Source organism: Microbacterium sp. EB106-03-03-XG65 (assembly GCF_058791955.1).
This window is the reverse complement of sequence record NZ_JBYTEB010000002.1, coordinates 305,811-319,689: the sequence shown is the minus strand read 5'-3', so window position 1 is coordinate 319,689 and position 13,879 is coordinate 305,811. Positions and strand designations below refer to the sequence as shown.

General features: G+C 68.1%; 14 protein-coding genes. 7 read left to right on the top strand and 7 right to left on the bottom strand.

Going from position 1 to position 13,879, the window contains the following annotated elements:
* The first annotated feature begins 68 nt into the window (after positions 1–68).
* The 4 genes from AC3WS6_RS14860 to groL all read left to right on the top strand — a co-directional run bounded on the left by AC3WS6_RS14860 (position 69) and on the right by groL (position 3,714).
* Complete coding sequence (locus tag AC3WS6_RS14860; RefSeq protein ID WP_492501806.1) at positions 69–1,052, top strand: DUF2332 domain-containing protein; 984 nt, start codon at positions 69–71, stop codon at positions 1,050–1,052.
* Positions 1,053–1,070: 18 nt separating this feature from the next.
* Positions 1,071–1,328: a DUF3263 domain-containing protein gene (locus AC3WS6_RS14855; protein WP_492501805.1), complete on the top strand. Its 258-nt coding sequence runs from the start codon at positions 1,071–1,073 to the stop codon at positions 1,326–1,328.
* Between the two features lie 78 nt (positions 1,329–1,406).
* Positions 1,407–1,985 carry a LytR C-terminal domain-containing protein gene (locus AC3WS6_RS14850; protein WP_236571356.1) on the top strand — a complete coding sequence of 193 codons (579 nt, stop codon included), beginning with the start codon at positions 1,407–1,409 and terminating at the stop codon, positions 1,983–1,985.
* 109 nt (positions 1,986–2,094) lie between these two features.
* Positions 2,095–3,714, top strand: coding sequence for a chaperonin GroEL (gene groL, locus AC3WS6_RS14845; RefSeq protein ID WP_194763698.1), 1,620 nt, complete (start codon positions 2,095–2,097; stop codon positions 3,712–3,714).
* A 71-nt stretch (positions 3,715–3,785) separates the two neighbouring features.
* Here the strand turns inward: groL and AC3WS6_RS14840 are convergent, their stop codons facing one another.
* The 6 genes from AC3WS6_RS14840 to AC3WS6_RS14815 all read right to left on the bottom strand — a co-directional run bounded on the left by AC3WS6_RS14840 (position 3,786) and on the right by AC3WS6_RS14815 (position 10,404).
* Entirely contained in the window at positions 3,786–4,073 is a 288-nt protein-coding gene (locus AC3WS6_RS14840) for a WXG100 family type VII secretion target (RefSeq protein ID WP_492501804.1), read from the bottom strand.
* Positions 4,074–4,198: 125 nt separating this feature from the next.
* Positions 4,199–5,893, bottom strand: a complete 1,695-nt coding sequence (locus AC3WS6_RS14835; RefSeq protein ID WP_492501803.1) for a sensor histidine kinase — start codon at positions 5,891–5,893, stop codon at positions 4,199–4,201.
* 69 nt (positions 5,894–5,962) lie between these two features.
* Positions 5,963–6,649, bottom strand: a complete 687-nt coding sequence (locus AC3WS6_RS14830; protein ID WP_201471433.1) for a response regulator transcription factor — start codon at positions 6,647–6,649, stop codon at positions 5,963–5,965.
* Positions 6,650–6,739: 90 nt separating this feature from the next.
* Positions 6,740–8,380 (bottom strand): DNA repair helicase XPB, encoded by a 1,641-nt coding sequence (locus AC3WS6_RS14825; protein ID WP_492501802.1) that lies wholly within the window; start codon positions 8,378–8,380, stop codon positions 6,740–6,742.
* A 22-nt stretch (positions 8,381–8,402) separates the two neighbouring features.
* Complete coding sequence (locus AC3WS6_RS14820; RefSeq protein WP_492501801.1) at positions 8,403–10,121, bottom strand: helicase-associated domain-containing protein; 1,719 nt, start codon at positions 10,119–10,121, stop codon at positions 8,403–8,405.
* 10 nt (positions 10,122–10,131) lie between these two features.
* Entirely contained in the window at positions 10,132–10,404 is a 273-nt protein-coding gene (locus AC3WS6_RS14815; protein WP_492501800.1) for a multidrug ABC transporter ATPase, read from the bottom strand.
* A 134-nt stretch (positions 10,405–10,538) separates the two neighbouring features.
* Between AC3WS6_RS14815 and AC3WS6_RS14810 the strand changes: the two genes are divergently transcribed.
* Both AC3WS6_RS14810 and AC3WS6_RS14805 read left to right on the top strand, forming a co-directional pair.
* A complete protein-coding gene (locus AC3WS6_RS14810; protein ID WP_492501799.1) occupies positions 10,539–10,919 on the top strand; it encodes a cold-shock protein in 381 nt (126 codons plus the stop codon).
* Complete coding sequence (locus AC3WS6_RS14805; protein ID WP_492501798.1) at positions 10,903–11,589, top strand: DUF3027 domain-containing protein; 687 nt, start codon at positions 10,903–10,905, stop codon at positions 11,587–11,589. The genes AC3WS6_RS14810 and AC3WS6_RS14805 overlap by 17 nt, the downstream gene beginning before the upstream one ends.
* A gap of 84 nt (positions 11,590–11,673) precedes the next feature.
* Here AC3WS6_RS14805 and serC read toward each other — a convergent pair whose 3' ends face one another.
* Entirely contained in the window at positions 11,674–12,786 is a 1,113-nt protein-coding gene (gene serC / locus AC3WS6_RS14800) for a phosphoserine transaminase (protein WP_492501797.1), read from the bottom strand.
* A gap of 97 nt (positions 12,787–12,883) precedes the next feature.
* Between serC and AC3WS6_RS14795 the strand changes: the two genes are divergently transcribed.
* Positions 12,884–13,585 carry an iron-dependent transcriptional repressor DtxR gene (locus AC3WS6_RS14795; RefSeq protein WP_492501796.1) on the top strand — a complete coding sequence of 234 codons (702 nt, stop codon included), beginning with the start codon at positions 12,884–12,886 and terminating at the stop codon, positions 13,583–13,585.
* Positions 13,586–13,879: the final 294 nt, after the last annotated feature.

The following is a 13,879-nucleotide window of genomic DNA, read 5'->3' as shown; positions in this document are numbered from 1 at the left end:
GTCCTCCTGGGGGTTCAACTCCATTCTCTCGTGTCCGGAGCGGAGCGGGGCCACGAGAGAATGGAGGAATGACCGATGCCGTGCAGCAGCGCTACTCCCGCTTCGCCGAGCACGAGGCTCCCGGCCGCAGCGAGCTGTACGCCGAGTGGGCCTCGGGCGTCGCGGCCGACCCGGAGATCCAGGCGCTGCTCGCGCGCATCCCCGAGAACCGACGCCAGCCTCCGCTCGTCTTCGCCGTGACGCGGATGCTGGGGGCGGACCTGTCCGGTTATGCGGGATGGCGCGCGTTCGTGCTCGCGCGTGCCGACGAGATCGTCGTCGAGTGCGTCGCCCGACGGCTGCAGACCAACGAGCCTCTGCGGCTCGCGCCGCTGCTGCCGGTGCTGAGCGAGATCGACGGACCGCTCGCGCTGCTCGAGATCGGTGCCTCCGCCGGACTCTGCCTGTATCCCGATCGCTATTCGTATCGCTACACGGATGCCGAGGGCGCGGTGCGTCTGGCGCTGGACCCCGCCGACGGCCCCTCGCCGGTCGTGTTGCGCAGTCGGGTCGACGGCGACCTGCCTGCGATGCGTCTGCCCGAGGTGGTGTGGCGGGCAGGCATCGACCTGGCGCCGCTCGACGCACGCGATGAGCGCGACCGCCGCTGGTTGCAGGGGCTCGTCTGGCCGGGCGAGCGAGGTCGTGAGGAGAGGGTCGCCGCAGCGCTCGACATCGCCGCCCAGGATCCTCCCCACCTCGTCGCGGGCGACGCTCTCGCGCATGTGGAAGCGCTCGCGGCGGAGGCGCCCGGCGATGCCACCCTCGTGGTCACCACGCCCGGAGTGCTGGTGCACATCCCGCGTGAAGCTCGTCTGTCGCTGGTCGACCGCATCCGCAGCCTGCCGGCGCGGTGGGTGACGATCGATCCGCCGGGGTTGCTCGATGTGTGGGAGCCCGCCGTCGACGCCGACACCTGGCCCGGCTTCGTCGTCGCTCTCGACGGGCGGGTGCGTGCTTCTGCCGATCCGCTCGGTCGATCATGGGAGTGGCGCACGGCCGCGGCGCGGTGATCGACCTACTCTGATCTCATGCTGGGAGAGCTGACCGAGCGCGATCGCGCGATCCTCACGCTGGAGACCGCCTGGCCGCGGCACAGCGGCACCAAGGAAGAGGTCATCCGCGCGCAGTTGGGCATGAGCTCCGCACGGTACTACCAGCTGCTCGGCCGGCTGATCGATTCCGACGTCGCGCTCGAGTACGACCCGATGCTCGTGGGGCGGCTGCGCCGCATCCGCGATGCGCGCGCGATCCGCCGATCGACTCGCACGCCCGGTTTCGCCGGCTGACGACACCGCGCGAGCATCATGCGGCGCCACGGTCGGGCGTGGCGCGGATGCCCAGGCCCATGCCAGTAGCATCGAGGGGTGTCAAAGCCCATCCGAGACCGATTCGACGACGTGCCCCGTTCCTCCGGACGTGTGGGCGCGCACCGCGCCGAAGCCCCCGGGATGAACGGGTGGGTCGTGCTGCTCTGGTCGTTCGTCGCCGCCCTCGTGCTCGTGATCGCCGGGATCTTCGGGTCTCTCATCGTGATGGGACGCATCACGCCGTTCCCTGAGGCCATGCCGACCCTCACGCCGATTCCCGAGGAGACGGGCGTGGTCGACACCTCGTACTCGGTGATGATCCTCAACGCCACTGCCGACGAGGGCCTGGACGAGCAGATGCGAGAGGTGCTGATCACCAATGGCTGGCCCGCCGAGACGGTCTTCGCCAGCGACAGCACGAGCGAGGACTTCACGACCACCACCGTCTACTACGTCGCGGATGACGACGAACTCGCGGCGATCGGACTCGCGGGGCTCATCGGCGGCGCCGACGTGCAGCAGAGCGATTTCTACCTCGGCGAGACCGAAGAGGGGCAGAAGCAGCTCACGGTCGTCATCGGCCTCGACCGCGTCTCGGGCGCAGCGACCGATGTCGAGGAGACGCCCGCTCCGTAGTCCCTCCCGCAGCTTGCACTCGAAGGGGCCGAGTGCCAGAATGGCGTTAGCACTCTCTCACTCTGAGTGCTAAACCCAACGTCTACGTCCAGGAGGGACGACAAAACTCATGGCAAAGATCATCGCTTTCGATGAGGAGGCCCGCCGCGGCCTCGAGCGTGGCCTCAACATCCTCGCCGACGCTGTCAAGGTGACCCTCGGCCCGCGCGGCCGCAACGTCGTGCTCGAGAAGAAGTGGGGCGCCCCCACGATCACGAACGACGGTGTCTCCATCGCCAAGGAGATCGAGCTGGACGACCCGTACGAGAAGATCGGCGCGGAGCTCGTCAAGGAGGTCGCGAAGAAGACCGACGACGTCGCCGGTGACGGAACCACCACCGCCACGGTGCTCGCTCAGGCTCTGGTTCGCGAGGGCCTGCGCAACGTCGCAGCCGGCGCCGACCCGATCTCGCTCAAGCGCGGCATCGAGAAGGCCGTCGCGGCGATCACCGAGGAGCTGCTCGCCAGCGCCAAGGAGATCGACTCCAAGGAGCAGATCGCGGCGACCGCATCCATCTCCGCAGCTGACCCCGCGATCGGCGAGCTCATCGCCGAGGCGATCGACAAGGTCGGCAAGGAAGGCGTCGTCACGGTCGAGGAGTCGCAGACCTTCGGCACCGAGCTCGAGCTCACCGAGGGCATGCGCTTCGACAAGGGCTACCTGAACCCGTACTTCGTGACCGACCCGGAGCGCCAGGAAGCGGTCTTCGAAGACCCGTACATCCTCATCGCGAACCAGAAGGTCTCGAACATCAAGGACCTCCTGCCCATCGTCGACAAGGTGATCCAGGACGGCAAGGAGCTCGTCATCATCGCCGAGGACGTCGAGGGCGAGGCTCTCGCGACTCTCGTGCTCAACAAGCTCAAGGGCATCTTCAAGTCGGTCGCCGTCAAGGCTCCCGGCTTCGGCGACCGTCGCAAGGCGCAGCTGCAGGACATCGCGATCCTCACCGGTGGTCAGGTCATCACCGAAGAGGTCGGACTGAAGCTCGAGAACGCCACGCTCGACCTGCTGGGCCGTGCGCGCAAGGTCATCGTCACGAAGGACGAGACCACGATCGTCGAGGGTGCCGGTGAGGCAGACCAGATCGAGGGTCGCGTCACGCAGATCCGTCGCGAGATCGAGAACACCGACAGCGACTACGACCGCGAGAAGCTGCAGGAGCGCCTCGCCAAGCTCGCAGGTGGCGTCGCCGTCATCAAGGCGGGCGCGGCGACCGAGGTCGAGCTCAAGGAGCGCAAGCACCGCATCGAAGACGCCGTTCGCAACGCGAAGGCAGCCGTTGAAGAGGGCATCGTCCCCGGCGGTGGCGTCGCGCTGATCCAGTCGGGCACCAAGGCGCTCGACGCTCTGTCGCTCTCGGGCGACGAGGCGACCGGTGCGAACATCGTTCGCGTCGCGATCGAGGCTCCGCTCAAGCAGATCGCACTCAACGCCGGCCTCGAGCCGGGCGTCGTCGCGAACAAGGTCGCCGAGCTTCCCTCGGGCCAGGGCCTGAACGCCGCGAGCGGTGAGTACGTCGACATGTTCGCAGCAGGCATCATCGACCCGGCGAAGGTGACCCGCTCGGCGCTGCAGAACGCAGCCTCGATCGCGGCACTCTTCCTCACCACCGAGGTCGTCGTGGCTGACAAGCCCGAGAAGGCAGCTGCTCCGATGGGTGACCCGTCGGGTGGCATGGACTTCTGATCCATCAGCACTGACAGAAACGCCCCGACCTCGGTCGGGGCGTTTCTGCGTCTACGGACGGTCGTGTGTGCTCAGTGGAACAGGCTCGCCGAGTACTGATCGGCGTCGGAATACTGCGATGCGGCGCTCCCGAGACCGGTGCCGATCGACTCGAGTGCCTGTTCGACGTGCATCTGCGCGCCGCGCCACTGCTCTGCGCAGGACTGGAATGCGGTGGATGCGGTGCCGACCCAGCTCGACTGCAACTGGGTGAGCTGAGCCATGAGGGTGGCCGCCTCGGCGCGCAGGCGCTCCATGGTGGCCAGAGCCGAGCCGTGGGCTGCGCCGACGGCTTCGGTGTCAACGGTGAAGACGGACATGAGAACTCCTTGTGTCGATGGGCTTCCGACGGTACGAGAGCGTCAGCGCGCACATGCACGCGACGGAGAGCATCTCCCGCGGGGTGTGCAGAACCGGCGGGCAGGCGTGATCGTGCAGGAACGTCTCAGAGATCGAGCGGCTCGAGCGGCTGAGTGTCCTCGAGCAGATGCGCGGGCGTCGCGCGCGACGGGGCGAGCGGGAAGGTCACGGTGAAGGTCGCTCCACCGCCCGGCGTCTCAGACACCGCGACGCTGCCGTGCAGTGCCTTGACGATCGAGGCGACGATCGCGAGCCCGAGGCCCGAGCCCCCGGTCTCCCGCGCACGAGAGGTGTCGGCGCGCCAGAAGCGCTCGAAGATCTGGTCCCTGATCTGCGGGGGGATTCCCTCACCGTGATCGACGATCGCGATCGATCCGGTGCCGCGCACCCGATCGGCGTCGACCACGAGCTCGATCGGACTCTCTTCGGGCGAGAAGCGCCGCGCATTGCCCAGCAGGTTCGTCACGACCTGACGCACCTTGTTCTCCTCGCCGAGGATGATCGGGGGAGTGCGCACGGGGATGTCCGTGGCCTCGGTGAAGTCGATCGCGGGCACCTGCTCCGACGCACCGCGGGGGCGGCGGCGCAGACGCGAGAGTGTGCCGCGCGACAGGCCCCGAGGGGCTGGCTGAGATGCGGTGGACGTCACCGGATTGGGGCGAGTGGTGACGTCGATCAGCGGCGCCTCGACCGTGCGATCGATCACGCTGACCGTGCGGGCGGGTGCTGCCGCTCGCAGATCCAGCGCCGCATCTCGCGCGATGGGCCGAAGGTCGAGGGCCTCGATCTCGGGCTCGCGTTCCTCGTCGAGGCGCGCGAGGGCGAGAAGGTCCTCGACGAGCACGCCCATGCGGATCGCCTCCTTCTCGATGCGCTCCATCGCCCGGGCCGTGTCTTCTTCACCCTTGATCGCGCCCATGCGATAGAGCTCCGCGTACCCACGCACGCTGACGAGCGGAGTGCGCAGCTCATGGCTCGCATCGCCGATGAACCGACGCATGTGGCGCACGGTGCGATCACGCTGCGCCAAGGATCCGTCGACGCGGTCGAGCATGGTGTTGATGGCGTAGTTGAGACGCCCGACCTCGGTCGTCGGCTCGAGGTCGGTGAGGCGCTGGCTGAAGTCGCCGGCTGCGATCGACATGGCGGTCGACTCGACCTGACCCAGTCGCCGGAAGGTGAGTGTCACCAGCCCCCGCGTGAGGAGGGCGGCGAGGAGGATGGTGACGAGAGCCACCGTGATGTAGATGCCGAAGTACTGACTGATGATCCGATCGGCCGAATCCAGCGGCATCGCGACCACCTGGATCCTCAGGTCGCCGCCGCCCTCACCCGGCAGACTCGCGACCGCGGCGCGGAAGCTCGCCCCCTTCGTGCCGTCGAGAGGGAAAGTGCCCTCGCTCTTGGACTGGGCCTCGAGCAGCGTGAAGGTGGAGGGGAAGATCGGAGAGCCGTTCGACGACGCGCCGGTGGTGGTCTGCAGCACCCCCTCGCCGTCGTAGATCGCGACGAAGAAATCGCGTGGCGATTCCTTGGGCGTGTACTGGGGCTCGCCGTCGACCATCGCGATGTCGAAATAGCGGTCGGCGAGATCAGCCGAGACCAGGGCGGGCAGCTGCGACTCGATGTTGCTCACGAGCGCGTTCCGCAGGATCGGCACAGTGCCCACGCCTGCCGCGAGCAGGCCCAGGGCGAGCACGGCCACCGTGACACCGGTGACCTTGGCGCGCAGGCTGATCGCTCGCCACCAGCGAGTGACCGCGTCGGGCTTACGCGCCATGCGGTCCTCCTCGAGACGGATGCTGTGCGGGGTCGGCGTTCGACGCTGCGGGGTTCGACGACGTCGAGGTTACTTGCCGACCTTGAGCATGTATCCGAAGCCGCGCTTGGTCTGGATGACCGATTCCTCGGTGTGCGGGTCGATCTTGCGGCGAAGGTACGAGATGTAGCTCTCGACGATGCCGGCATCCCCGTTGAAGTCGTACTCCCACACGTGATCCAGGATCTGGGCCTTCGACAGCACGCGGTTGGGGTTGAGCATGAGGTAGCGCAGCAGCTTGAACTCGGTCGGGCTGAGCTCGATCGCCTCCTTGCCGACGTGGACGTCGTGGGTGTCCTGATCCATCGACAACTCGCCGGCGCGGATGATCGACTCCTCGTCGGCCTGCATCGTGCGGCGCAGGATCGCCTGGGCGCGTGCGACGATCTCGTCGAGGCTGAACGGCTTGGTGACGTAGTCGTCGCCTCCCGCGTTGAGTCCCTCGATCTTGTCGTCCGTCCCGTCCTTCGCGGTGAGGAACAGGATCGGGGCGGTGAACCCCGCGCCTCGGAGGCGCTTGGTCACGCTGAAGCCGTTCATGTCGGGGAGCATGACGTCGAGGATGATGAGGTCGGGCTCCTCCTCCAGCACGGCGGAGATGGTGGCCGCGCCGTTGGCGACCGTCTTCACCTGGAAGCCCGCGAAGCTCAGCCCCGTGGACAGCAGGTCGCGGATGTTCGGCTCGTCGTCGACGACCAGGATGCGCGCATCAGTCATGACCCCATTATGGTGACTCCGTCGATGGGAATGCTGGTGATCCGTCGGAGCGGCGAGTACGCGGAGGGCGAAGCGCAGCGGGTGAGGCGGTCAGGCGGCGATCGCGTCGGCATCCATGATCGTGTAGCTGTACCCCTGCTCGGCGAGGAAACGCTGCCGATTCTGCGCGTAGTCCTGGTCGATCGTGTCCCGCGCGACGAGCGTGTAGAAGCTTGCCGTGTGGCCCGACTTCTTCGGCCTCAGCAGACGTCCGAGGCGCTGTGCCTCCTCTTGTCGGGACCCGAACGACCCCGACACCTGGATCGCGACGGATGCTTCGGGCAGGTCGATCGAGAAGTTCGCCACCTTCGAGACCACGAGCACCGGAATCTCGCCGTCGCGGAACGCCTGGTAGAGCTGCTCCCGCTCGTCGACAGGGGTCGCGCCCGTGATCTGCGGCGCGTTCAGCGACTGCGACAGCGAGTCGAGCTGGTCGAGGTACTGGCCGATCACGAGGATCCGCTCGTCGGTGTGCTTCGCGATGAGTTCGCGCACCGCATCGATCTTGGCGGGTGCGGAGGCCGCCAGCCGGTAGCGCTCGTCATCGGTCGCCGCCGCGTACTCGAGGCGGTCGCTGGGGGGCAGATCGACACGCACCTCGTAGCAGACGGCGGGGGAGATGAACCCCTGCGCCTCGATCTGCTTCCACGGAGCGTCGAACCGCTTGGGGCCGATCAGACTGAAGACGTCGCCCTCGCGACCGTCCTCCCGCACGAGGGTGGCGGTCAACCCGATGCGACGGCGGGCCTGCAGATCGGCGGTGAGCTTGAAGACCGGGGCGGGCAGCAGGTGCACCTCGTCGTAGACGATGAGTCCCCAGTCGAGAGCATCGAGCAGCGCGAGGTGCGCGTACTCGCCCTTCCTCTTGGCAGTGAGGATCTGATACGTCGCGATCGTGACCGGCTTGACCTCCTTGGCCTGGCCGGAGTACTCGCCGATCTCTTCGGGCGTCAGGCTCGTGCGCTTGAGCAGCTCGTCGCGCCACTGACGTGCCGAGACGGTGTTCGTCACCAGGATCAGGGTCGTGGTCTTCGTCGCCGCCATGGCGCCGGCACCGACGATGGTCTTCCCCGCGCCGCAGGGCAGCACGACGACACCGGAGCCGTCCTTCGAGAACGCGTCGACGGCATCCTGCTGGTAGGGACGGATCTGCCAGCCGTCTTCGGCGAGTTCGATCTCGTGCGGGGTGCCGGGTGTGTACCCCGCGAGGTCTTCGGCGGGCCAGCCGATCTTCAACAGCTCCTGCTTGATCTGGCCGCGCGCCCAGGCATCGACGATGAACGAATCGGGCGTCGGGTGACCGAGGAGCAGAGGCTGGATCCGCTTGTTGTTCGCCACCTGTGCGAGGACGGCGGGATCGCTCGATCGCAGGATCAGAGTGCCCTCGTCGTCGCGTTCGATCACGAGGCGACCGTAGCGGTTGACGGTCTCGCGAAGGTCGACGGAGACCGACGGCGGCACGGGGAAGCGCGACCAGCGATCGAGCGTCTCGAGCATGTCTTCCGCCGTGTGCCCCGCCGCGCGGGCGTTCCACAGCCCGAGCCGGGTGATCCGGTACGTGTGGATGTGCTCGGGTGCGCGCTCGAGCTCGGCGAAGATCGCCAGCTCGTGGCGGGCGCTCTCCGCATCGGCGTGGGCCACTTCGAGCAGCACGGTGCGGTCGCTCTGGACGATCAGGGGGCCATCAGACATAGCTGTCCAGTTTACCGCCGGATCACGGAGGCGGCTCCACCACGGACGCGGAGCGGATGCTCGACACCGGCAGTGTGCGTTCGACGTCGGCGGCGCGGTCCCTGCCCCGCAGTCTCCCGCCACCGAGGCCCGTCGCCTCCAGCAGCAGCTCGCGGGCCGAACCGTCGGGCATGCCGATGGTCACGCGGAGCGTGGCGCGTGAGCGGACGGCTGCCTCGAGCTCGCGATCGAGCCAGGCCGCATCGGCGTCCGGCCCGTGGTGCGAGCGCAGCGCAGCGATCAGGGGTGCATAGTCGGCGGGTACCGGCGGCACGGGGTCGGCAGCAGGATTGCGCTCACCCGCGAGGGGCTCGCCCGTCTCGTCGACGAGCGTGGCCGGGTACCGCGCATCGACCAGGGCCCAGTAGACGGTGTCGCGTCCGACTCGCGTGGTGAGGGACCCGACATGCGTGGACAGTCCCAGCGGTCGCAGCGTCTGATCGACCGACATCGCGTCGAGCAGCGTGCGGTCGGCGCTCTCGATGCGCGTGCGGCCGGTCTCGGCATCCGTCGACACCCGCACCAGACCGTGACGCTGAGCGGTCTGCGTCACCAGATAGCGCAGCGGCTGAGGAATGCCGGTGAGCGAGACGCTCTCGAGGAACTCGATGATCGACTGCTCGCTCTCGCCCGACACGAGGGCTCTCGCCACCGATTCCGGAGTGAAGCGGTAGGACGATGCCTGTGCCGCCGATTCGCGCGCGGCGATCGTCCGCAGCCGCACATCGAGTGCCGGGGCGAGCGGTCCCGGCGCGATCGCGCTCAGGTCGTTCTGAAGGAAGATGCGGTCGACCTCGCTCGGCAGCAGGCGTGTGAGCCGTGCAGGATCGACCGGTTCACCGTCTCGAACCGGCGTCGCCCACGAGGGCTCGCTGCCGTCGTCGGCCACGAGGCCGAGCAGGCGGAAGCGCTCGATCAACACGGTGCTGCGCGCGGGCCACGACGGATCCCAGGGGTGCGCGCCGCCCCACTCCGCGGTCGGGATCCATGCGCCGCTCTCGCTGCGGATGCCGCGGGGGAGTGCATCTCGGTGGCCGGAGACGAGGGCGCTCCAGCGGTCGGCGACCGACGAGCGCAGCCATTCCTCCGCCCTCACCGTCACACGCAGGCGACGGTCATCGATCACCACCAGGCCGGCGCTCGCGGCGATGTCGACCAGCGCGTCGGCGGCGTCGGCATCGAGTCCCGCCTCTGCGAGCTGCCGCTTCTCACCGGCGCTGAGAGTGCCACCCGTGAGCAGTGTGAACGGGCGGTCGCGAGCGAGGAGCAGAAGGTCGGCGACGGCGGAGACGGTCGTGAAGGCGCGTTCGGCCGCATGCGCCTCGGCCCCGTCGTCAGAGGGGAGGGGCGAGGACGGGGCGACGGGGGCGGGCGCGACACGATCGCCGACGGCTGCGGCGACGGCGGGCCATGGCGTGCCGTCGGGACTCACGAGCGCGAGAGCCCCGAGAGTCGCCCGCTCGAGAGACTCGGGCACCGCGGACCCCGCGGCCGAGGCTGCGCTCAAGGCTGCCGCCTCGGAGCGGGTGAGCGTCGGGAGCACCCGCGCGAGCGATGCCCCCTCGAGCAGCGACTCGGCGGCGTCGAAGAAGTCCTGCCACCCGGCGTCGGCCCGCACTCCCCGCACGGCGAACAGCGAGACGAGGTCCGCATCACTCGCCACGGCCAGCCATTCAGCCAGAGGGCGTGCGTGCGTCGTCATGCCGATGGCCTCAGGATCGCGATGCGCGACCCTTGCGCGCGAAGCTCATCGACAGGAGCACGATGATCATCACGAATGCGGCAGGGAGGCCCCAGTACGGCACCGCTGCGACGAGCGGCCACACGCCGGAGCCGAAGTCCTGCTGCTGCATGCCGACGGCAGTGCCGATGATGATCGCGAAGAAGCAGATGATCGAGGCCGCAGCGAGACCCAGTGCCGTGAACGCCAGGATGCGGTCGACGCGGCGCACGGGGACATCCGGTTCGGGACTCTTCATGCTCATCCGTCTCAGCCTAGTCGGTGCACGTCGTGGTGGTTCCGCCCGTCGCCTCGGCGTCGACGCGTGCTGACCGGTAGGCTGGGAGAGGCGCACTCGTGCGCCATCCAGCTCCACACCGACTCAGCGAGGTTACTCCCATGCCCACCGGCAAGGTCAGGTTCTACGACGAAGACAAGGGTTTCGGCTTCATCGCCACCGATGACGGCCAGGATGTCTTCCTGCACGCCTCGGCGATGCCTGCCGGCACGGCCATCAAGGCCGGTGCGCGCGTGGAGTTCGGCGTCGCCGACGGAAAGCGCGGACTCCAGGCCCTCTCGGTGCGTGTGCTCGAGGCGCCGCCGAGTCTGGCCAAGGCGAAGCGCAAGCCCGCCGACGACATGGCGATCATCGTCGAGGATCTGGTGAAGCTCCTCGACGGCATCGGCGGCGACCTGCGCCGCGGCCGGTACCCGTCGTCTGCTCATGGCCGCAAGATCGCGGCTGTTCTGCGCAAGGTCGCTGATGACCTCGAAGCCTGACGTCGACCAGCGTCTCGTCGACGCGCATGATCTCGCGCTCGCGGCGCTTCATGAGATCACGCCCGCCTCGACCGTCGGCCCGGCGGCAGGCTTCCTTCCCGAGGACGACGGCTCGCTCTCGCTGCGGTTCGAGAACCGCCTCCCCGGATACCCCGGCTGGTACTGGACCGTCACGGTCGCGCGCGTCGACGACGAGGACCCCACTGTCCTCGAAGTCGAGCTGATGCCGGGCGACGGTGCTCTGCTGGCTCCGGAGTGGGTGCCGTGGGCCGAGCGTCTTGCCGAGTACCGCGCGCACCAGGCCGAACTGGCCGAGCAGGCCGCTGCGGCCGCTGAAGTCGACCCCGACGCCGATGATGCGGACGGGATCGAAGACGATGAGCTCGACGACATCGACGAGGATGAAGACGACCTCGATGATGACTCCGACGACGACGACGACGACGACGAAGACGAAGACGAAGATCTCGACGAGGACGACCTGGCGACGGAGCCGCGCGTGCTGCACGCGGGCGACCTCGACGGCGTCGACATCGACGAGCTCGACGATTCGGTCGCTGCCGACGACGATGAAGATTCCGAGGACGCGGATGCCGAGGACGCGGATGCCGAGGACGCGGATTCCGAGGACGAGGATTCCGACGACGAGGATTCCGACGACGAGGAGTGACCTCGCGTCCGTGGCTTCCGAGCCGCGCACACAGAAAGGGGCCGCGTGTGATCACGCGGCCCCTTTCTCGTCGTCCTGCGCCGGTCAGTCGCCCTGGCGCTCGAGCACGTAGTCGATCGCGCGCGTCAGCTGACGCACATCGTCGGGTTCGATCGAGACGAAGGTCGCCACGCGCAGCTGGTTCCGACCGAGCTTGCGGTAGGGCTCGGTGTCGACGATGCCGTTCGCGCGCAGAGTCTTGGCGATCGCGGCGGCGTCGATCGTGTCGTCGAAGTCGATCGTCACGACGACCGGCGATCGGTGCGCGGCATCCGTGACGAACGGGGTGGCGACGGCGGAGGCCGCTGCCCAGTCGTACAGCACGTTCGACGACTCGGCCGTGCGAGCCCCCGCCCAGGCGAGCCCGCCGTTGCCGTTGATCCAGCGCAGCTGGCTGTCGAGCAGGTGCAGGGTGGTGAGTGCGGGAGTGTTGAGCGTCTGGTTGAGTCGGGAGTTGTCGACCGCATTCTTCAGGCTGAGGAACTCGGGGATGTACCGACCCGATGCGGCGATGCGCTCGATGCGGTCGATCGCGGCGGGAGACACGGCCGCAAACCAGAGGCCGCCGTCGGAGCCGAGGTTCTTCTGCGGCGCGAAGTAGTAGACATCGGCCTGGGTGGCGTCGAAGTCGATGCCACCTGCCGCGCTGGTCGCGTCGATGACCGTGAGCGCTCCCTCGGCGGTGACGCGCTCGACGGGGGCGGCGACGCCGGTCGACGTCTCGTTGTGCGGCCACGCGTAGACGTCGACGCCCTCGACGATCTCGGCCGCGACCCGCGAGCCGGGCTCGGCCTTGCGGACGTCGGGTGCCTCGAGCCATGGGGCGGCAGCGGATGCCGCGAACTTGCCGCCGAACTCGCCGAACACGAGATTCTGGCTGCGGCGCTCGATCAGGCCGAAGGCCGCCGCGTCCCAGAACGCCGTCGATCCGCCGTTGCCGACGATGATCTCGTATCCCTCGGGAAGACGGAACAGCGCCGCGAGCTGCTCGCGGACGCTCCCCACGAGGTTCTTCACGGGCGCCTGTCGGTGCGAGGTGCCCAGCAGCGTGGGCCCCGCGGCCAGCAGCGCCTCGAGCTGTTCGGGGCGCACCTTCGAGGGGCCGCAGCCGAAGCGGCCGTCGACGGGCAGAAGGTCACGGGGAATCTCGATCGCCATGCGTCGAGTCTAGGCCGTGCCGATTCGTCGCCCCACCGCATGACGCCTGATGTCCCCGCGGGAATGTAGGCTTGCCTAAGAAGACTCGGAGGGTCGCATGACGGACTTGATCGACACCACGGAGATGTATCTCCGCACCATCCTCGAACTCGAGGAGGAGAACATCGTGCCCCTGCGCGCGCGCATCTCCGAGCGACTCGGCCACTCCGGTCCCACGGTCTCGCAGACGGTGGGCCGCATGGAACGCGACGGTCTCGTCGTCGTCTCTGAGGACCGCACCCTCGAGCTGACCGACGCGGGCCGCCGCAAGGCCGTCGACGTGATGCGCAAGCATCGTCTCGCCGAGCGCCTGCTGTCCGACGTGATCGGCCTCGATTGGGCCTATGTGCACGAAGAGGCGTGCCGGTGGGAGCACGTGATGAGCGAGCAGGTCGAGCGCCGCCTCGTCGAGCTCCTCGGTCACCCCACCGAATCCCCGTACGGCAACCCGATCCCGGGTCTCGACCAGCTGGGCGACACCCCCGCGCGCACCTTCGACGAGGGAGTGATCGGCCTCGTTCAGAAGCTCAACGCCGCGGGTGCTCCGATCGAGGGCACGGTGCGTCGCCTCGCGGAGCCGGCGCAGGTCGATCCCGAACTGCTCGAGCAGCTCCGCGACGCGGGAGTCGTCCCCGGCGCCAAGGGCGACTACCGCTTCAACGAGGGCTACGTCCTCATCCAGATGGAGGGCAAGGACGACGGCCTCGAGCTTCCGGTCGAGCTCGCCTCGCACATCTTCCTGGTCGGCGAGCCGGTCTGAATCGCGCCGTGATCCCGCGCGGTTCGGCCTCTGCGGGGATTGCCAGTTTCCCAGGGTGACAGTTTCGTTATCTTCCGGTAACCTCGGACAGGTCGTCGCGAAAGCCCGCTGACGATACCCGAGAGGATCGCCTTCCAGGCTCGTCGTCTTCTCGACAAGAACGCACAAAGTACCCGAGCTACATACGTGCCACGAGAGCAGAGTGCCGACGAGTCAGCGCAACCCGAGCGTGCAGGCGCAGGAGGATTACGTTTTGGTCAGAGACATCGAATCACCCGCGAAGACAACTGAAGA

What these genes read in the sequence shown, in the direction of transcription:
- AC3WS6_RS14805 (WP_492501798.1), top strand. Translation starts at nt 10,903, where the DNA reads ATGACCTCGAAGCCTGACGTCGACCAGCGTCTCGTCGACGCGCATGAT.
- AC3WS6_RS14820 (WP_492501801.1), bottom strand. Translation starts at nt 10,121, where the DNA reads ATGACGACGCACGCACGCCCTCTGGCTGAATGGCTGGCCGTGGCGAGT.
- AC3WS6_RS14855 (WP_492501805.1), top strand. Translation starts at nt 1,071, where the DNA reads ATGCTGGGAGAGCTGACCGAGCGCGATCGCGCGATCCTCACGCTGGAG.
- AC3WS6_RS14830 (WP_201471433.1), bottom strand. Translation starts at nt 6,649, where the DNA reads ATGACTGATGCGCGCATCCTGGTCGTCGACGACGAGCCGAACATCCGC.
- groL (WP_194763698.1), top strand. Translation starts at nt 2,095, where the DNA reads ATGGCAAAGATCATCGCTTTCGATGAGGAGGCCCGCCGCGGCCTCGAG.
- AC3WS6_RS14795 (WP_492501796.1), top strand. Translation starts at nt 12,884, where the DNA reads ATGACGGACTTGATCGACACCACGGAGATGTATCTCCGCACCATCCTC.
- serC (WP_492501797.1), bottom strand. Translation starts at nt 12,786, where the DNA reads ATGGCGATCGAGATTCCCCGTGACCTTCTGCCCGTCGACGGCCGCTTC.
- AC3WS6_RS14835 (WP_492501803.1), bottom strand. Translation starts at nt 5,893, where the DNA reads ATGGCGCGTAAGCCCGACGCGGTCACTCGCTGGTGGCGAGCGATCAGC.
- AC3WS6_RS14825 (WP_492501802.1), bottom strand. Translation starts at nt 8,380, where the DNA reads ATGTCTGATGGCCCCCTGATCGTCCAGAGCGACCGCACCGTGCTGCTC.
- AC3WS6_RS14810 (WP_492501799.1), top strand. Translation starts at nt 10,539, where the DNA reads ATGCCCACCGGCAAGGTCAGGTTCTACGACGAAGACAAGGGTTTCGGC.
- AC3WS6_RS14815 (WP_492501800.1), bottom strand. Translation starts at nt 10,404, where the DNA reads ATGAGCATGAAGAGTCCCGAACCGGATGTCCCCGTGCGCCGCGTCGAC.
- AC3WS6_RS14840 (WP_492501804.1), bottom strand. Translation starts at nt 4,073, where the DNA reads ATGTCCGTCTTCACCGTTGACACCGAAGCCGTCGGCGCAGCCCACGGC.
- AC3WS6_RS14860 (WP_492501806.1), top strand. Translation starts at nt 69, where the DNA reads ATGACCGATGCCGTGCAGCAGCGCTACTCCCGCTTCGCCGAGCACGAG.